Here is a 19600-nt window from a genome sequence, read left to right as displayed (position 1 = left end):
GTCGGCTGCGGCGCACGCCGCCTGGCTGACATCGCCGACTCCGAGATCGGCGACGCCCTCGCCGCGCTGTGGGATGGATGCGCGCCGGCGACCTGGAACCGTAACCGCACCGCAGTGTCATCCTGGCTTACCTGGTGTGCCGTGAAGAAACGGTGGACCGTGCCGTCGGTCCCGGCCGACGCCGAACGGCGCCGCGAGAACGCCGACCACAGCAAGGCCATCAGCAAGACCAAGATCGAGCGGCTGCTATCGCGCCGCGACATCCCACTACGCGAATGCACCCTGTGGCGGATGCCGTATCAGACCGCCGCCCGCGCCGCCGAAATCCTCTCCCCTGGACGTGCAGGACCTGGACCTGGGGAACCGGCGCGCCCCGCTAACATCCAAGGGCGGCGACACCCGGGCCCGCATCCGGGAGATGGACCCGGACGTGATCGTGCTGCACGCGCCGCACTGGATCACCATGGTCGGCCACCACGTGAACTGCGTGCCCAATCCCTTGGGCTTCTCGGTCGAGCCGATCTTCCCGCACCTGCTGCGCTACCGGTACGACTTCCGGACCGACGTCGAGCTCGCCGAGGCGATCGCCGATCAGGCCTACGACGACGGCCTGGTCACCCGCAAGATGCGCAACGAGGGCGTCCGCGTCGACTACGCGACGATCACCGCGCTGCATCTGCTCAACCCCGACTGGGACATCCCTGTGGTGTCCTCGAACCTGGCGGATGCGCTCACCGGCAAGGCGCCGTCGCGGGTGCTGATGATGGTCGTCGCCAACGTCCTGGCGCTGCTGGCGGTCTGGGGAGACGTCCTGAGTTTCCTCGGCGAGCTGCTCGGCGCGCTCGGCATCGCGACCTGCTCCCTGATCGCCCTGCTGGTGACCGACTTCAAGCTCGTCCGAAGCCGCACCCCGGATCGGGTCGAGCGCGTCAACTGGGCGGGCGTCATCGCCCTGACGGTCGGCTTCGGCATCTCCTACTGGCTCTTCTGGGCCGACATCTTCGAACTCGGCTTCCTCATCACCCTGGTGCTGACCCCGGCGGTCTACCTCGGCCTGCGCCGTACCGTCCTGCCGCCCGGCACCGGCACCACCTACGTGGAGGCGACCGCCGCCCTCCGCGAGATCGACGCCGAGGAGAACCCTGTCACAGCGTGAACCCGCAGCCCACGGCCGAGAGGTTGTGATGTGCCCCGGGTTCGGTGAAGTACGTCAAGCCGGCGTGGGTTCGGCTGGCAGGGAGGTTGAGCATTGTTGCATTGTCCTCACCGCCGACACCTCCACCTCGGTCCTGCCCGAGGTCGCCCACCGTGCCGCGGAAGGCCCGCCGCCCACGCCATGAAGGCGCGGGGCGTGGTCCCGGGCACCAACCGGACCCGCCGCCGAACACCCAGCCGCAAGAAACGCCGCCGCGGCAAGAGGACGGCATCCCGGTCGAGTTCTTCCACGGCACATCCCGCGCGCCAGCTAGGCCGCCCAGAGCGACGCTGAAGCGGAGACCCGGCCGTGAGGCCGCGATCGCGCACCTACAGAGCCCCTGGCGCCCATGGAACCCGAGGCGTTGCCTGCGCTACCACCTGGGCTGGTGTCCAGAGTGTCCGTAAATGCCGGGCCCAGGACGGCCTCAGTGTGGCCCCAGGGCAATGCCACCGAGACCCTCGTGGGCCGCGTTTGCCCTGGTCAGGGGTGGTGGGTCGCGTGGGACTCGAACCCACAACCTACGGATTAAAAGCCGAAACCGTCGTATCGGAGCGGTACTCTCGGTGTCGTTCCATGTCGACCTGTCCGCATAAGGCCCCGTTCCCGTGTCGGCCCATGCCGCCCCGTGCTGATGCGTTTCGGAACCGCCGAGCCGACAACGAGCCGACATGGGCCGTTGGAGATCTTGGCGGCTTGCCGGCCGACGCCTCGTGACGTCGGCACCCGGCCTTCACCTATGTCACGCCGATGATGACCACGGTGGCGGGCTTCAGCGGATCCAGCATGACGGCGCTGCTGGTCGTTTTCGGGCTGGGAATGGCCGCCGGCAACCTGGTGGCGGGCCGCTACGCCGGGCGGCGGCTCATGCCGAGCCTGTATGTGTTCCTGGCAGGGCTGACCATCGTGCTGACCCTGTTCGTGATGACGGCGCACAGCAAGGTCCTCGCCGCCTGCACCCTGTTCCTGCTGGGGCTGTTCGGGTTCGTGACCGTCCCGGCACTGCAGATGCGCATCCTGGACAAGGCCGCAGGCGCCCCCACCCTCGCCTCCGCACTGAACCTGTCGGCGTTCAACATCGCCAACGCGCTCGGCGCCTTCCTCGGCGGCACGGTGATCAGAGCCGGCTTCGGCTACACCGGCCCCAACGCGATCGGCGCGGTACTGGCCGCCACCGGGCTGGCCTTGGCCATCTGCTCAGGCCTGGTCGACGCGCGCGCCAAGGAGGCCATCGCACGATGACCGGCGCACCCGGCACCGAACGCTACACACCCGGCCACGACACCTCCGCCATCGAATTCATGGCCGGCAGAAGAGCCGCGACGCACGCGCGGTTCTTCCTGCCGCACCTGACCCCGGGAACGACCGTGCTGGACCTGGGATGCGGGCCCGGCACCATCACCGCCGATCTGGCCGCCGCCGTCGCGCCGGGACAGGTAGTCGGACTCGACCAGCAGGCTTCCCAACTCGCCGGCGCACGCGCCCTCGCGCGCCGGAGAGGCCTCACCAACATCCGCTTCCGACAGGGATCCTGCTACGACGTCCCGCTGGACGACAGATCGGTCGACCGCGTCTTCTCCCACGCCCTGATGGAACACCTCGCCTACCCGGCCCAGGCCATGGCCGAGATACGGCGGGTACTGCGCCCCGGCGGCACAGTCGGCCTCTGCAGCCCGCTTTCTGCTGAGCCCACCCTGCGACGACGCCGTCGCCGCCTACACGCGCTTGCAGCAAGCCAACGGCGGAGACCCCTTCGTCGGCCACAAACTCAGGGACTACCTGCTCGATGCGGGATTCGAGCAATGCCACCTGGACGTCCACTACGAACGCTATGCCGACCCGTCCCGCATCGCCGACTATCTCGCGGTCCAACTCGACGCCGCGGGACAGACCGCCCACGCTCACCGGCTCCGTGACTGGGCCACCAGCGCAAGCGCGATGTTCGCACAAGCCTGGGTCACCGCCATCGCCTCACGACCCCGTTGAAACCCGGCCGGCGAATGTGCCGACCGACCAGCATTCGCGTCGCCATCGAGAATGGCACCAAGCACAGGCAACCGCTCGTTGCACGGTGGTCGGGTCGGCCGTCGAAGTGGACTAAACGGCAGCTCATCGATGGGGTCCGCGGGCGGGTGCGGACCGGCTCGCCGTGGCGGGACGTGCCTGCCTGTCACGGCTCCTGGCAGGCGGTCTGTGGGTTGTTTTCGTCGCTGGCAGCGCGATGGCGTTCGGGCGCGGATCCTGGCCGGGCTGGAACCCGCGCTGACGCGGCTGGACTGATCGGCTGGGACGTCGGCGTCGACTCCACGATCAGGCGGGCGCACCAACACGCCGCCGGAGCCCGCCAGTGCGGTGACCTGCAGCGCGAGCCACCGGGTGGTGCGGCTACCGGGCCGGGTGATCATGCGCTGGGACGCTCCCGTGGTGGACTGTCGACCAAGGTGCACCTGGCCTGCGAGCAGGGGCGCAAGCCGTTGTCGCTGGTGGTGATGGCTGTGGAGCGGGGGGACGCCCGCAGTTCGAAGCCGTGATGGCCGGCGTCCGCATTGCCCGGCGGGGGCGCGGCCGTCCTCGAACCCGACCCGATCGGGCCTGGGCCGACAAGGACGCCGCGATTTTGGTGCTGAGACACCAGGTCATCGGTGTGGAGCGCCAACTCGACGGCGCACGGGTGCGGACCACCGTCCCCGACTGGGCACTGCTTGGGGCGCTGCTGCACCGACTCCGCCCCCGCGTGTTACGGCGGCTGCGGTTACTGGTGCGGCCGGACACGGTGTTGCACTGACACCAGGACCTGATTGCGGGCTGGCATGCCGCTCGCTCCGCACCCAAGCGGGCGGGTCGCCCACCGACCGTCCGTTCCATCCGGCTGCGGGTACGGTTTTCCGGAACAAGCCGGCCGCGCGCGACCGTTCGGCGAGTGCAGCGGCCTGGTCTGCCGTCCACGTCCCCTCCAGATCCATGACCAGGTTCCGCACCGCCTGAGTCACCCACGAGGCGGTCGGGTGAGAGGTGGCGCCACGTATCCGGATGCGGCGGGTGTGCTGCGCCAGCACGTAGATGCGGGTGCCGATGAGGATCACGGTCTCTCGAAGAACGCGCGCCAGCAGTTCCTCGGCCCTTCCGTGCTACCTGAGGTCGCGCACACCGCGGCGGAGAAGACCGCCGCCGCGTACCTGGTCCGCGCGGCTGGTGTGGTGCCTGGCACCACCCAGCGCCGGGGCCGTGCTCTGGCCAGGCGCCGACGGTTGGCGGCGAGCCATACCCGGGTGGGCCCGGTGCGGCGCCGGTCGACCGGTTCGCGCCCCGAACCGGCGTGGCACCGCATCCGGGCTCGGCCTGCTGTTCGGATTCGCGTCGATAACGCGGCTTCTGCGGCGTAATCGAGAGCCTCCGCTCCCTGTCCTTGCCCGTCGACCTGCGAAGGGACTAACCGCATACCGGAGGCCCGCCGGCTGCGAGCAGCTCGGCGCGGGAACTCGGCCTTGCCCTCCGCCAGGATCGGGCGGACATGGGGGTGTTCAGCTTGGCCTGCGGGCATGGCGGCCCCAGGGCGGCCTCAGCCCGGCCCAAGGCATGATCACCAAAGGTCGCAGAAGCCGCGTTCGCCCTGGTCAGGGGTGGTGGGTGGCGTGGGACTCAAACCCACAACCTACGGATTAAAAGCCGAAATTGCCATGTCAGCGCGGTGCTCTGGATGGCATTCCATGCTGGCCTGTCCGCATCGAGCCCGATTTCCATGCCGACCAATACCGCGGCGTGCTGATTCGTTTCGGAACCGCCGAGCCGACAACGAGCCGCCATGGGCCGTTGGTGATCTAGTGGTTTGCTCGGCGGCCTCGCCTACCGGGCTGGCGGGCTGGTCAGCTATCGGATCCGGAACGGTTGTCGAGCGCGGCCTTGCCGCCGAGGACGGCGACGCCCGCTGCGAGGAGGGCGGTGGCCCCCAAGGCCGCCATCTTGAAATTCTCCGACAGGAACTTCTTGTTCTCGGAGTCCTTCTCAGACTCCATGCGAGACAACTCCATGAGCTTGTCGATGATGTACTTCCTGTCCTCGAAGGGCAGGTCGGGGGTGAGTTGCCCCTTGAGGATCTCCCGGATCTCCCGGCACGCCTCGTGGAAGGCGTCCTGGCTGTGCTTGTTGGCGATGAGCGCGGAGGAGTGCGTCCGCTCCAGTGCGCTCAGAGTTTCGGTGGCGAACTCCTTGAACATCGGGAACTGCTCGATGATCTTGATGGCCACCTCGGTGTCGAGGTCGGGCATCATCGCCGCGAACCTGAGCATCTTGTCCTTGGACAGGTTCCGCCACGAGTCGATGCCCAGCGTCCGCTTGATCTCGGCCTCGCTCTTACTGCCCACGCCCAGCTCCTCGACTTCTCTGGCTTTCTCCCCCAACTCTAGGAGTATGGGGCGTTCTGCGGAGGATCTGTGGGACGGAAGAACCAGACGCGGAACCTGAGCCCCTCGCTGGTCGGAGAGAACGGAGGGAGGCCGTGCAGTGCGGACGCGTTGTGCAGTGGGAACCGTCAATCGGCTGGCACGCGGAGGCTGCCGGTCATCGACGCCGACCACCCGGACTTCACCCTCCACGGTCGCCTCGTGGTGCAGACGTCGGGTGAGGCCACGCCCGAATCGGTGACCAACGCCAAGATCTACAGCGACGGCGGTGCTTTCACCACGCAGGTCGGCTCGGACGGATCGTTCACGTTCACTTCGACAGGCCGATCTTCGGTGACCGCTTCTTATGCGGCGGACGGGGCCGACTGCGCAACTGGCCAGGTCACCGGAGCCACCGTCACCAAGCAGGCGACGCAACTGTCCGCGCGGGTGACGACGGCGCAACCGGTTACGACGGCGCAACCGGTGGCGACCGGCGCCGACGTGACCGTCCAGGGGAAGCTGCTGAGGCACGGCGCTGCGGGCCTGGTGCCCGCACCGGGCGTCCAGCTCGCGGCGGTCGTCGGGTCGGGGCGCAACCGTGGCGAACCTCCCGCTGGGGCCGATGGCGGCTGACGGCACGTTCACCTCCCATTTCGCGGCCGACAGGCCGGGGCCCCTCACGGTCGTTGCGAGTGGTGACCCTTTTCTCGAGGATGCCCAGACCGCGGCGGACACGCTGGACGTCCGGCGTCCCACCGTCATCACCGGCCTGTACCTGGACGCAGATGGCCGTGGTGAAGACCGCGAGCACGGGTGGTTCAGCAATACGTTCAAGGCGTTCGAGGACGGCACCTGGACGGCCGCCTACAAGGGCAGCTTCACCTACCTCGCCTCCAACAAGCCGACCGACTACGTGGATGTGCATTGAGCGCCTGCGAAAAGGCAATCGTCCGTGGAGACGCGGGCCGGTCCGTATGTCGCTGTGGACGGCCGCGGGCTGTTCGCCCGGATCGACATACGGTTGCACGCCGTCCTCCTCGAGGCGGTATGCGGTGAGATCTCATCTGCGCAGGTCATCCGGCGGTCTGTGTGACAACCGGTGGGACTGGTGGCGCGTCTACACCGGGCAAGGGTTCAGGGTTGTGAGAGGTGCGTGGGGTGGTGCCGTGTACGGATGGCCAGTTGTGGATCCGCCTGCTGAGATGCCCGCACGGTTGCCTCGACTGGTCGCCGCTCCGGCCTGGATGCCGGGGCATGTTGAGGTCGAGGTTGTCGGGGAGTCGTTTCATCAGGAGGCGGTGCGAGCCGCCGCGACCGATCCAGGGGGCGATGGGGTATGGATGGCGGTGCTGGTTCCGGCGCCTTCGCATTCGCGCTATCCGACGGCGGTGGTTGTATACGTGCAGACGTACCTGGTCGGATATCTGTCAGCTGAGGCGAGCGCGCAGGTGCATCGGGCGGTGCTGGCATTTGCCGGTGCTAACGGTGGGCGGTTGCCGTCGTGTCCGGCCGAGTTCTACGACTTCGAACACGGTCAGCAGGTGGTGCTCTTGCTCGACCTCCAGCCGTTGGGGCTACCGCATGAGTTGCTGGCCAGTGTTCCGGAGATGGCCAGGAGTGTGGCGGGCCTGTTCGGTTGGCTCGACCAGCCGGCTCCGGTCCTCGCCGGTTGTGATCGGGTGGCGCGGGGGCGCCTTGAAACCGTTGAGGCCGAGTGCGCTACCGAGACCAACAAGCGCTTTGAGGAGCGGACTCCTGAGGTATGGCCTGGTCTGGAGCGCAGGGCAAGCGATCTGGTCACTCGCCTGGGTTCGGCGGCGGACCCGTGGGTGGCGCGTGCGTGGCTGGCGCTGGCACGCTGCACCCGCTATCAGAAGGGCCGGCGTGATGACACGCTGAGGGCTTACGTGAGCGCCCTGCATGTCGAGCGTGGCATCGCCGACGCCTGGGTGGAGTTGTTCGAGTATGTATGCGCGGCACCGTACGCTCCCATGCTTCTTGATCTTTACGCCCGTGTTCCAGTTCTTGCCCGACCGGCCGTAGCGGCGCATCTCCTCCGCGTCTCCTACGGAGAAGACCGCCACGGCAAGCTTCGCGCGTTCAGCGGATCGGCTCTACGGGTGGCGTTGGAGAGGTTGGCGGTAAATCAGGGCGATGATGGGACAGTTGCCGTCTTGGCGGCTGACAATGGGCTTCGGGCGGAAAAGGCTGAAAACATTGACGAGGCGGTTGCTTCCTACCGGAGAGCCGTCGCTGCAGGGAGCACTGACCCGAAGGCCATAGATCGACTCAGTATATGGCTCGTCAAGCAAGGACTTTACTCTGAAGCGGCTGCGGCGCTCACCCAAGCCTTGCGCGTTCCGCTCGAAAAGATGAGCGTGCAGGAGCGCCTCCGCAAACGTTTGGAACGGTGTCAGCGCAAGCTGCCATCGGTTGAATGAGCGGGCTTCCATCTGGGTCGTTAACGAGTTGCGGTCTGGGATATCGGTAGTTCAGGGGGCGACGCTAGTGCTCCGTTGATGCGCACGGACAAGCGATTCGCTTTGCTGACTGGTGGTCGGCGTGGCGCGTGACTGCGGCGCTGGCGTCATCGGCAAGCGCAGTGTCGAAATGGAGCTGATCGCCGGAGTCTGGACCACAACATCACGAGGTGACTTACTGTACTTGATTCGCCACGGCATGGAGGTGAGGTGTGGCCTGCTGGCGGGTTCGCCGCCGAGCCGGGGATGCGAGGCTCCTGGCTTCTTGAACGAACAACAGGTTCGATACGGTTTGTCGCAACCGTATCGTTTGCGCTGGTCGTCCACCTTCTTGGGGTGGCATATGAGGGGGTCCGGGGTGGAGTCTGGAGTGGAGATCGCCGGACGGTATCGGCTGGAGCACGTTCTCGGTGGAGGCGGCTTCGGGAAGGTGTGGCGGGCCGTCGACCTGCTGCGGGATCGCCCGGTAGCGGTCAAGGTGCTGCACCCAGAGGTCGCGGCTACCAGTCCTGTTTGGCTAAGCAAGTTCCGACAGGAAGCGCGTATTGCCGCCCGGCTGAAGCACCCGAGCATCACCACCGTCGACGACTTCGGAGAATACTGCGGCCAATGGTACCTGGTAATGGAGTTCCTAGAGGGTGTGAGCCTGGAACGAGAGATCGCCGAACACCCAGAGGGACTTATGTTCGCGCGAGCGCACGCGCTGGGAGCACAGGTTGCCGACGGACTGGCGACCTCCCATGAGCTCGGAATAGTCCATCGAGATCTCAAACCCTCTAACGTTATGGTTCTGGACGGGGACCATGTCAAGATCTGCGACTTCGGCATAGCTCACATCGCCGATGCATCGGCCACCCACACCCTCAGTGGGCAGGCTGCCGGCACTCCCACCTACATGGCGCCCGAGCAATGGCTGGGTCAGGCCGTCGACCAACGCACGGACCTGTACGCATTCGGTGGTCTTCTATATGCTCTCCTCACCGGACGGCCTCCTTTCCCTGGCCCATCAACACCAGCGTTGATGGGCCAGCATCTCAACATGACGCCGATCCCGCCAAGTGAGATTCGGCCGGATATACCTGCCGCCATGGACCAACTCGTCCTGGGGCTACTGGCAAAGGAACCGAGCCAGTGTCCCGAGCAAGCCGCTGACGTCCTTTCCAGCCTGCATCGCATGATCGGACTCCATACGCCAACTTCGCAGGAGCAGGTCCGCAGTTCGATCAGGTCCGCTCAGTTTGGCGCGACAGCCCAACTACTTCCTCCGTCATCACCTTTTTTGTCAGGCGACCAGGCAAAAGAACGCCCTCGACGCCGGTGGTCACGGCGGGCCTTGCTCGCAACAGCAGCAGCGGCCATTGTGGCCGTGAGCGTTCCATTGACTTTCGTGATTGATCCTGCAGGCAGCCGCAAAGACACCGGCGCCAAGACGTCCGATGGGACCTCCAAGGAAGTTGGAGGGATAGCCCCCAATGGTGCCGACATCGGAAACCGGCCGGATCCCGGCACCTCGAGCGGCAGTGGGATCATCCTCGACTTCGGCAAAACATATGTATACTCGGATAAGCTGACGGTCCGTATCGGCAAGCCTGAGCGCATAACTCCGACCGCCTTCGCGGCGGTGTCCATGAAGACCAAGTATTATGTAATGTTCGCGATCACGGTGACCAATCGAACTTCGAAGCCGTACAGCCCCTCGTCGTTCTATGCGACGCTGCAGAATGCGAACCGAGAAATGCAGCAAGTATTCGACTCCGGCCGACCGGATAAGTATATGCTTTCTGGCAACCCAAACACCTCGTTGCTGCCGGGACGTGAAGTTGCCTGGAGTATCGCCTTCGGAGTCAATGATCCAAATGATTTGATCTTGGAGATCGCGGCCGACTCGAACCGCGGGAAAGTGATCTTCAAGACGTAGATGGTGCCGCGCGTGAACTAACTCGCCCGGATCCATAAACGGGGCCAGTTGGACACAAGCGCCGTTTGGCGGTCTCCGCAGTGGAAAGCGGCCTGGTCTTTTTTGGAGGTGTGGAGGCCTACGCCTTTCACTTGCGACCCTTCGGCGGCTGCTTAGGAAGGCTGATGAGCACGTCGAGCCCGAGGTGCTCCTTGAGTAGGTACTTCAACTCTTCGTGTTCGATGATCTGCATTCGGCCGTGCCGGTTGGCGTGCTCGTGCCCGCCCTTGGTCACCCACGAGGTGGTCACCATGATGCCCTTGGTGGCGTGCTTATCCTCCATCGTCCCCGCAAGTTCGCGGATGGCATCGACACCGACAGCCTTCCGATAACGCTTGGCTTGGATGATGCACAGTCCACCGAAGATGGGGTCCTCGTTGGTGGCAACGCCATCGACGCCGTCGTCCTTGGAAGCCTGGGTGACCCATGACTTCATGCCCATGGCCTCGAAGAGCTGCCGCACCAGGTGCTCGAACTCAACCGGTGTCATGTCGATCAGGTCCGGACGGCTGTCCAGCCCGGCGGCCGCGTCCATGCCCTCAACGAACGCGAATTGCTTGAGCAGGTTCTCGAAATCGACCACGGGCTTGACAGCCTCCAGGTCGTACGGGTGCGGCGAGACGAGCGCCCCCAGTTTCTGCTTGACACAGGCGACAGGATCCAGATCGGCCAGGACCAGCTCATCGAAGGCTTCCCTGGTCGCGCTAACACTGATCAAATAGGGCCTGATCGGCTGGCCGGTGGCCTTGTCCTTGGCTCGGACATAGCCGCCGAAGGTGGCAGCCGCAACGATGTCGGGGACGTTGACGGCGAAGATGTGGTGCAGCGTGCGCAGAGCCACCTGGGCGATGACCGAGGCGTATCGTTCCTTGATCTCCTTGGCCGGCCGACTGATTGGATCGATGGCATCTCGCTTCTGGATGTACTTGTAGGACCGTTCGACGGGAATCACGCTCTGGGCAGGAAGCTCGTAGTCGATGACCAGTTCCTTGGACTCTGGCCGGTAGAGGATGCGTGACCGGTGCGGAGATCCTTCAGGGTAGGTGACCGCATCCAGGACCAGAGTGAAGTATTGGGCCACGGCCTCTGGGGCGCCGGCATAGAAATCGCGCTCGAACTGCTCGACTTCGGCGTTGTGTCGTCGGACCTGCTCGGCCGCCTCCCGGACGCGGCCTTCGTGTGAGGTACGCAGGTCCGCGAGTCGCCTCCGTCGGTCGGCTTCCGCCTGCGCATGCTGCGAGCGGCGTCGTTCATGTTCCTGGTGCGCGGTCTCAAGCTCGCGCTCGTATCGCGCCCCCTTGCCGAGCAGTCGTCCCAATGCTCCTGGCGGTAGAGGCGCCATGTCAGCGAAGCTCGGCTCAGGAATGGGCTGGTCCAAACCCTGTGGATCAAACGGTGGGGGCTCGATGTCTCGTTTGAAGGAGACGAAGGTCGGCGGCAGCTGATCGTTGAGACCCAGCGCCAACAGGCTTTCGAGCTTGTGCACACGGGCGTCGAGTTCGGCGCCCATCTCCTCGGCCTCTGCCTGCCGTTGCTCGATGTAGAGCCTCTTACGCTCACGTTCGTTGGCTGCGGCTCTCCGCTCGGCTTCGCGGCGGGCCTTGTCTCGTTCGCGACGCGCCCGGTCGGCTGCCTGCTGGTGGGATCGCTCCAGTTGCTGCTGGAGCCGTTGCCGACGCGCACGCTCGCGCTGTAGATCTGCCCACATCCCACCACGCTTGGCCATTAGACCTCCGCCAGCCATGCCGCCATCACCCGTCAGCCCGGATGTACCCGGCAGGAATTCGCAACCGACACTCCAAACCAAGAGAGCGAGGTAATGGCCGACATTGGCCAGGCTACTACACCCACTCCTGTCCCTTTTTGCTGTCTCGGAAGGACCGAAATGTCTCGCTAGATTATAGACAGCATTTTGTCCACCTGATGTCCTTATGTGGTTTCCGTCTTCTTTTCTGCTTTCGACTGGTACATGATGCGGCGCACCTGGCAGTGTGAGCAAGGGAGCGGGCGTGGCGGACGCGGCAGGACGCGCGGAACGGTTCTTGGAGGATGTTGACGCCGGTTCGCTGTCCTGGCTCAAACCACATAGTGGTCCTGTCGCACTGACCGCAGAAAAGGTTCTGCTCGGCCGGGGCGGCTCGGCGCTGGAGATCGCGGTTGCGTACTCCAGCGGGCCACCGAGAGCGGACGATGTTCGGCGGTTGTGGAGACTGCGTCATGGCAACCGGCCCTCCCCGGTGCTGCTGGTCGTCCTGTATCCGGCTCTCAATGGGGTTGAAGCGACCGTATGCGGCATCACCGGAGACCCCGCAGTCATCCCACGACTGGACGCCGACCGTGTGGAGCGGATCTGTGCCGTAGCTCTTGCCGAGCCGAACCGGCATGCTGCAGCCCGAACGCTGGAACGGCTGCTGACCGGCATCAAAGACCAGCTCACGCCTGGGTTAGTGAACCGGGGACTGTTCGCCACTCACGAACTGCGCCAAGGAGTACCGCAGCGAGCTGACTGGCCGCAGGCATGCCAGGTGGCCACGCCGCTTCTTGGAATGACCGGATTGGAGTTGATCCGGGCGCTCGGCCATACCAATGTACCGCGCGGCTCGAACGCGCTCCTGCTCACGGACGAGGGGACATCGCGGGCGATAGCTGTTCTGCTGGACGAGAGCGAGTTGTTTGATCGGCCGGGTGCCCGCTTCGGCTCGCAGTCGCCCGTCGCGCACGCTAGATGGCTGGCTGAACGCGAGAACGTCCGGTGGGTGATTGTGTTGCGGGGTAGCCAGATCCGCATTCACCCGGTCGAGCCCGATATCGGGGTTGGCCGGAAGAGCCCTAGCGAGACTTATGCCGAGCTGGATCTGGCGCTTCTACCGCCGGAGGACGCCGGGTACCTGCAGTTGTTCTTCTCACCGGCAGCGCTACAGCCCGGTGGCACCGTCGACCAGATCCTGTCAGCGTCAGCGAACTTCGCCGCGGACCTGGGGACTCGCCTGCGGGAACGGATTTACCGCGACGTCGTCCCAGGCTTGGCGGTCGCGATCGCCGGCCGGATGGGGGCCACCTCCGAGGACGAGCTGGCAGAGGCCTACCACCGCACCTTGCTCATCCTGTTCCGGTTGCTGTTCCTCGCCTACGCCGAGGACCGCGACCTGTTGCCCTACGGGCGTAACCCCCGCTATAGCCGCCACGCAGTCAAGACGCTGGCCCAGGAGTTCGCAGCTGAACCCGACCCGCGGTTCGATCCAGCCGCAACGTCGCTATGGGACGACATCCTCACCGTGTGGCGTGCAGTCGATGAGGGCAACCGCGGATGGGATGTCCCCGCCTACAACGGCGGCCTGTTCTCCCGTGATCCGCAACGCAACCCGTCCGGCGCCGCCCTGACCGACCTCCGACTGACCGATGCCGAATTCGGACCCGCGCTGCGGGCGCTGCTGGTGGATAGCGGGGAGGATAGCACCCAAGGGCCGGTGGACTTCCGGTCGCTGTCCGTGCGGGAGTTCGGCACCATCTACGAGGGGCTTCTGGAGTCATCGCTGTCACTGGCTCCGACAGCGCTCACGATCGACGCCAAAGGTAAGTACCTGCCTGCTGGAGACGGTGACACCGTCGAGGTTCCCGCTGGCAAGGTGTACCCCCACAACAAGTCGGGTGTGCGCAAGTCGACCGGTTCCTACTTCACTAAGCCATTCGCTGTGGACCACCTGCTGGACCATGCGCTGGAGCCCGCGCTCGCCGGCCACCTGGACAGAGTCCGTGGCCTCTTGGACGCCGGCGACGAAGCTGCAGCAGCCGACGCCTTCTTTGACTTCCGGGTCGCGGACCTGGCCATGGGATCGGGGCACTTCCTGGTCGCCGCAATCGACCGGATCGCCATCCGATTCACCTCTTTCGTGGCCGAGCACCCCATCCCCGCAGTCCACGACGAACTGACCCGGCTGGGCAACGCCGCCCGCGAAGCTCTCGGCGATCAAGCGGGCGGCGTGGAGATTGAGTGGTCCACACTCCTGCGCCGCCAGGTCGCCCGCCGATGCATCTACGGCCTGGACCTGAACCTGATGGCGGTCGAACTGGCTCGGCTGGCAGTGTGGATCCACACCTTCATACCCGGGCTGCCCATGTCGTCGTTGGACCACGGACTGGTTCAGGGCAACAGCCTGACAGGCATCGGCACCATCGACGAAGTGCTGGAGGTCTTGGACCCGGACACTGGCGGCGCCACCATCAGCATCTTCGACGAGCCCATCCGCGATGCCCTGGAAACGGCACGAAGCCGACTGGTGCGTGTGGCCCGCACAGCGGAGGCCACCAAGCAAGAAGTGCATGCGGCCGCCCGCACCTACAACGAGGCGCTCTCGGAAGCCACGGACGCCACCGCCCTGTTCAACGCGGCCATCGCGGTGCGCCTCGGGCTCCTCACCAACATCGCCACCCCTGACCAGGCGATCACGGAAGGCAACACCGCCGACATCCGCACCCGGATGGAGGAGATGCTCGTCGCCCACATGCCAGCGAGGTTCCCCGAAGTCTTCCTAAGGGACCGGCCCGGATTCGACGTGCTTCTCGGCAACCCCCCGTGGGAAAAACTCCAGGTCGAAGAGCATTCGTTCTACGCGCCGCACTTCCCTGGCCTGCGGAGCCTGAGCCCGGCCCAAGCCAACCAGGAGATGGAACGCATCCGCCGCGAGCGGCCCGACCTCGCGCAGGAATACCGTCGGCAGACGGACGCGATGCAACTCGTCAAGTCAGCCCTGGCGAAAGGGCCGTACCCAGGGATGACAGCCGGCAGGCCCGACCTGTACAAGGCGTTCGCGTGGCGGATGTGGCACCTGACCCGCGACGGCGGCCGTATCGGGGTGGTGCTTCCCCGCAAGGCACTCGAAGCCAGCGGAATGGCTGATTGGCGTCAGGTCGTCCTCCGCGAAGGAACGGTCACTGACCTCACCACGCTCACCAACACGGGCCGGTGGGTGTTCGATGACGTCCATCCGCAGTACACCATCGGGTTGGTCGCCCTGCGCGTAGACCGTTCACCCGAACCGGGACGACAACTCCCGCTGCGCGGCCCCTTCCACAACCTTGCCAGCTTCCATGCCGGAACGGTGAACGCCGCCGACGAACTGCCGGTCGACGCCCTACTGGACTGGTCGGAACCGGCTGCGATCCCCCTGCTGCCCGACGCCGATGCCCTCCGAGTCTTCCTCACCATCCGGGAGCATCCCCGGCTCGACCAGCCGGGCCCGGGCTGGCACGTCCGGGGGCTTCGCGAACTCAACGCCACCGACGACAAGCACCACTTCCGGTTCGACTGCGCCCCAGGACTATGGCCAGTCTACAAGGGCGAATCCTTCGAACGATGGAATCCCGAAATGGGGACCGTGTACGCGTGGGCAGACCCCGCACACATCACCGACGTTCTTCAAGCCCGTCGCGCCAACCAGGTCCGAACGAGGAAATCGGCCTTTTACCGGATGCCGACGACGTGGGCGGCCGACCCGAACACTCTGCCGTGCATGGCTCCCAGGATCGCCTGGCGGGATGTGGCCCGGGCCACCGACAGCCGCACCATCGTGGCCGCTCTCGTGCCACCGCAGACCATCCTCACCCACCAGGCCTTCTACTTTTTCTGGCGAGACGGAGGGGCCAAGCAACAGGCCTACGTCCTAGGCGTCATCTCCGCCATTCCCTTCGACTGGTTCGCCAGGCAAATGGTGGAGTCACATGTGACCGTCGAGTTCATGCGGGCTGCACCGATCCCGCAATTCGACCCGAACGCCGCGCTGTGCCAGCGGGTCGTTCACATCGCCGGCAGGCTCGCGGCGGTCGACCGCAGATACGCTGACTGGGCCGCCGAAGCAGAGGTCCCCGTCGCCTCAGTGGCTGACCCGGTCGAACGTGACAGCCTCATCGCCGAACTCGACGCCGTGGTCGCCCACCTGTACGGCCTGAGCCAAGCCGACCTGGAACACGTCTTCGCCACCTTCCACCGCGGCTGGGACGGCCATGACCGGCGGGCGGCGGCCTTACACCAATACGGCCGTTGGGCGCCCCACTCGGTGGCGGAGACGGCATGACCGCCACCCCTTGGCGGGACTTCAGGTCGACGTTCGCCACCAATCATCCCGAACAAGGGCAGACGGTCGCTGATGCGATCAATGTGTTGCTTGCCGGGATGCGACAGAACCTGGTGGAGCCACCGGTGATCGCGATTGCGTCGGCCTACTTCAACCCGGGCGGCTTCATGCTGCTCGCAGATGAGTTGGAGCGGGCGGGATCGGTGCGGTTGTTGCTAGGCGCCGAACCAGAGGAACCACGGCAACGGGAACGGCCACTGGCCGAAGGGGTGGGGCGTCAGGCATCACGGGTCCGGATACGGCAGGCGCTCGAGGGGCATGCGCGAGCCCTGGAACGGGAGCGTGACCTTCTGGGTTTCACCCGCACCGCCGATTCGTCGGCCCGCCGGCTGGTGCGATGGCTGCGATCCGGCAGGGTGCAAGTGCGCCACTATCAGGCGGGATTCCTGCACGGCAAGGCGTTCATCGTGGAGACCGCAATGCCGGGGGTGATCTCAGGGTCCAGCAACTTCACCTTCGCTGGCCTGTCACGTAACAGGGAACTCAACCTCGGCCAGTACCAGCCGGACACCGTCGCCGCCGTCCGTGAATGGTTCGAAGAGGCGTGGCAGGCCGCGACCCCATTCGACCTGGCTGCGCTTTATGAGGCGCGGTGGAACCCGCACCGGCCGTGGGATGTGTTCCTGCGGATGCTGTACGAGTTGTACGGCGCGGAAGTGGAGGCCGAATCGGCAGCACGCGGTGGCTCACAGCTTGGGTTGACCGAGTTCCAAACCGACGGCGTCTGGCGGGCGCAGCGGATCATGGACCGCCTCAACGGGGTGATCGTCGCCGATGAGGTCGGGCTGGGCAAGACCTACATCGCCGGTGAGATCCTCCACGAGGCCGTGATCATCAATCGGCAGAAGGCGCTGGTGGTCGCTCCGGCGACGCTGCGGGACTCGACATGGCGGCCGTTCTTGAGGGAGAAGAACCTGCCAGCCGATGTCGTGTCGTATGACGAGTTGGTGTCGGGGGTGGCGGACGCCGGGCGGGTGGGCTCGTCGCTGCAGCCGCTGGACGATTACGCGCTGGTCGTCATCGACGAGGCACATGCACTGCGCAATGCCTCCACACGGCGGGCCGAAGCGCTGCGGGGCCTCACCGAGGGAGCGGTGCCCAAGAGGTTGGTGTTGTTGACCGCCACACCGGTCAACAACAGCCTGTACGACCTTTACAACCTGATCTCCTACTTCGTGACCAACGACGCCGCGTTCGCCGACTCGGGGATCCCGTCGTTGAAGGGATACTTCGACCGGGCCATGGCCGTGCACCCGGACGAACTGTCGCCCGAGCACCTGTTCGATGTGATTGACCGGGTCGCGGTGCGGCGTACCCGCCGATTCGTCCGCCACCACTACTCCGGCGACCGCGTCGTCATCAATGGTGTCACCCGTCAGATCAGCTTCCCGACACCGCGCGTCCGTCGGGTCGACTACGACCTGGAGGAGGCGCTACCGGGACTGTTCGACCAGCTCGCCACCGCGCTCGGCGCCCACTCCGACGACGACCCGGAATCGGCGGTGAACCTGACCGCGCCCAGCGAGGTCCTCAGCCTGGCCCGATACGTGCCTTCCAGGTTCCGGCTCGACAGTGACACCGAGGAACAGTTCGAGCAGCAGAACGCCGGCCTGCTGCGCTCAGCACTGCTGAAACGCTTCGAGTCCTCGGCGTACGCCTTCCAGCGCACCGTGGAGAAGATGATCGCCAGCCACGAACAGTTCCTGTCCGCGCTGGAGCACGGCAAGGTGTTGACCGGCGACGCGCTGCGGGAATGGTCGGCCTCCGACAGCGACGAGATGGACGCCTTCCTCGAAGCTCTGCAGGACGAAACACTTGCCGGTGTCCAAGACGCCGCCGATTACGACGTGACCGCGCTACGCCGAGCCATCCAAGCCGACCGTGACCTGCTGAAATCCTTCCACCTCCAGGTCCAGCAACACCACGCCAGCGCCGACACCAAGATCATCGCGCTGATTGAGGAACTCGCCTCCATCACCCAGCAGGCCGCCGAGGAGGCCATCACCGAAGACGACGAGCGAGACAAGCGCAAGATCCTTGTGTTCTCCTACTACTCCGACACGGTCGAACACATCCACGGTCAACTCCAGACCGCGATCGAGACCGACCCCCGGTTGGCGTGCTACCGCTCCAGGCTCGCCACCGCCTCAGGTCCCGACGGGCATGGACGCGCCGAAGTCATCGCCGGATTCGCCCCCCGCACCGCCGGCGGCGACGGCGAAGAGGACCGCTACGACCTCATCATCGCCACCGATGTCCTCGCCGAGGGCGTCAACCTCCAGCAGGCCCGCCACATCATCAACTACGACCTGCCTTGGAACCCGATGCGGCTGGTCCAACGGCACGGACGCATCGACCGGATCGGCTCCCACCACCGCGAGGTGTACCTGCGCTGCTTCTTCCCGGACCGGCACCTGGAGAGCCTGCTGGGCCTGGAGGACAAACTCCAGCGCAAACTCAAACAGGCCGCTGCGGCAACTGGAGTGGGCGAGGTCCTTCCCGGCTACACCGGCCGCGACGTCAGCATCACCGAGACCCGAACCGAGATCGACCGGCTCCGCCGCGAAGACGCTACCCTCCTCGAAGAAGGCGGTGCCTCCGCATTGTCCGGTGAGGAGTACCGACGCCAGCTCGCCGCCAACCTGAACAACCCCCTGACCCGCCGAACGGTTCTCGAATTGGCCTGGGGCAGCGGCTCCGGGTTCGTTCGCACCGGAGTTCAGCCTGGGCTGGTCTTCTGCGCACGCATAGGCGACCACCCCAAACCCTGGTTCCGCTACGTCCCGCTCACCCCCGACCTGACCATCGAACCCGACGATGACGGCTCACCCATCGTCATCGACGACACCTTGGCATGCCTGACCGCAGCCGACCCAGGCGGCCCCGACACCCCGGCCGAATTTCCCGACGCGGTCTACCAGGCCGCCATCAACGCCTGGACGGTTGCCAAGGCCCACATCGTTGATGCCTGGACGCACAACACCGACCCCGCCAATCTCCAACGCCCGGTCCCCAAGGTCATGCGGGACGCCGCGGAACTCGTGCGTCAACACGGCGCGCACCTAGGTGACCAGCAAGACGAACTCGTCGAACGTCTCCAAGCCCCCTACAGCCCCCGCATCCTCCGCACCGTCCGCGCCACCATGAACCAACTGGGCAGCCCCCGTGATCGCGTCGACCAAGTCGCGGACCTCGCCGACCGCCTCGGCCTAGTGCACCAGCACGCACCACACCCCCTCCCGCCCATCACCTCAGACGACGTCCACCTGGTCTGCTGGGTCGCCATCACGCCTCGCCTTGGACCTCTAGACGCACAGTCCGAGACATGAGCTTCCCCGGTGCCACGGACACCTCATCTGAGTTGACCTTGATCAACTTGGGAAGTTCGCACCGGTCGATCGCAGCGTCGTGGGCATCGTGAATGAACTCAGCAAACCTGGCCAAGATCTACGGCG

At 65.6% G+C, this 19600-nt stretch carries 12 protein-coding genes and 1 pseudogene; 11 read left to right on the top strand and 2 right to left on the bottom strand.

What is annotated here, in order from left to right; genetic code table 11:
- Positions 1–340 precede the first annotated feature (340 nt).
- The 5 genes and pseudogenes from F9B16_RS11440 (at position 341) to F9B16_RS11425 (ending at position 3726) form a co-directional block, all read left to right on the top strand.
- Positions 341–1156, top strand: coding sequence for a DODA-type extradiol aromatic ring-opening family dioxygenase (locus F9B16_RS11440; RefSeq protein WP_225991552.1), 816 nt, complete (start codon positions 341–343; stop codon positions 1154–1156).
- A 789-nt stretch (positions 1157–1945) separates the two neighbouring features.
- The gene (locus tag F9B16_RS11435; RefSeq protein ID WP_151539994.1) at positions 1946–2437 is read left to right on the top strand and encodes an MFS transporter; all 492 of its coding nucleotides are present in this window, start codon (positions 1946–1948) and stop codon (positions 2435–2437) included.
- Positions 2434–2907 (top strand): annotated as a pseudogene (locus F9B16_RS54100) (class I SAM-dependent methyltransferase); the annotation flags it as partial. The gene F9B16_RS11435 and the pseudogene F9B16_RS54100, both read left to right, overlap by 4 nt.
- A 13-nt stretch (positions 2908–2920) precedes the next feature.
- A complete protein-coding gene (locus tag F9B16_RS52585; protein ID WP_225991560.1) occupies positions 2921–3181 on the top strand; it encodes a hypothetical protein in 261 nt (86 codons plus the stop codon).
- 14 nt (positions 3182–3195) lie between these two features.
- Complete coding sequence (locus tag F9B16_RS11425; protein WP_404800491.1) at positions 3196–3726, top strand: transposase; 531 nt, start codon at positions 3196–3198, stop codon at positions 3724–3726.
- Between the two features lie 1332 nt (positions 3727–5058).
- Here F9B16_RS11425 and F9B16_RS11415 read toward each other — a convergent pair.
- Positions 5059–5556, bottom strand: coding sequence for a hypothetical protein (locus tag F9B16_RS11415; protein WP_151539992.1), 498 nt, complete (start codon positions 5554–5556; stop codon positions 5059–5061).
- A gap of 240 nt (positions 5557–5796) precedes the next feature.
- Here F9B16_RS11415 and F9B16_RS11410 point away from each other — a divergent pair, with 240 nt between their 5' ends.
- The 4 genes from F9B16_RS11410 to F9B16_RS11395 all read left to right on the top strand — a co-directional run bounded on the left by F9B16_RS11410 (position 5797) and on the right by F9B16_RS11395 (position 9975).
- Positions 5797–6210 (top strand): hypothetical protein, encoded by a 414-nt coding sequence (locus tag F9B16_RS11410; protein WP_151539991.1) that lies wholly within the window; start codon positions 5797–5799, stop codon positions 6208–6210.
- Complete coding sequence (locus F9B16_RS11405) at positions 6200–6505, top strand: hypothetical protein (protein ID WP_151539990.1); 306 nt, start codon at positions 6200–6202, stop codon at positions 6503–6505. Before F9B16_RS11410 ends, F9B16_RS11405 begins: the two co-directional genes overlap by 11 nt.
- Before the next feature lie 412 nt (positions 6506–6917).
- Complete coding sequence (locus F9B16_RS11400) at positions 6918–8018, top strand: tetratricopeptide repeat protein (RefSeq protein WP_151539989.1); 1101 nt, start codon at positions 6918–6920, stop codon at positions 8016–8018.
- 409 nt (positions 8019–8427) lie between these two features.
- Entirely contained in the window at positions 8428–9975 is a 1548-nt protein-coding gene (locus F9B16_RS11395) for a serine/threonine-protein kinase (protein ID WP_192808725.1), read from the top strand.
- 127 nt (positions 9976–10102) lie between these two features.
- On the opposite strand, the gene F9B16_RS11390 is transcribed toward F9B16_RS11395, so the two are convergent.
- A complete protein-coding gene (locus tag F9B16_RS11390; protein WP_225991551.1) occupies positions 10103–11740 on the bottom strand; it encodes a restriction endonuclease in 1638 nt (545 codons plus the stop codon).
- A 283-nt stretch (positions 11741–12023) separates the two neighbouring features.
- Here F9B16_RS11390 and F9B16_RS11385 point away from each other — a divergent pair, with 283 nt between their 5' ends.
- Complete coding sequence (locus F9B16_RS11385; protein ID WP_151539987.1) at positions 12024–16085, top strand: Eco57I restriction-modification methylase domain-containing protein; 4062 nt, start codon at positions 12024–12026, stop codon at positions 16083–16085.
- Positions 16082–19474 (top strand): helicase-related protein, encoded by a 3393-nt coding sequence (locus F9B16_RS11380; protein WP_225991550.1) that lies wholly within the window; start codon positions 16082–16084, stop codon positions 19472–19474. The genes F9B16_RS11385 and F9B16_RS11380 overlap by 4 nt, the downstream gene beginning before the upstream one ends.
- Positions 19475–19600 lie beyond the last annotated feature (126 nt).

This window comes from Actinomadura montaniterrae, from assembly GCF_008923365.1.
GTDB lineage: Bacteria > Actinomycetota > Actinomycetes > Streptosporangiales > Streptosporangiaceae > Spirillospora > Spirillospora montaniterrae.
This window is presented reverse-complemented; position numbering and strand designations above follow the sequence as displayed.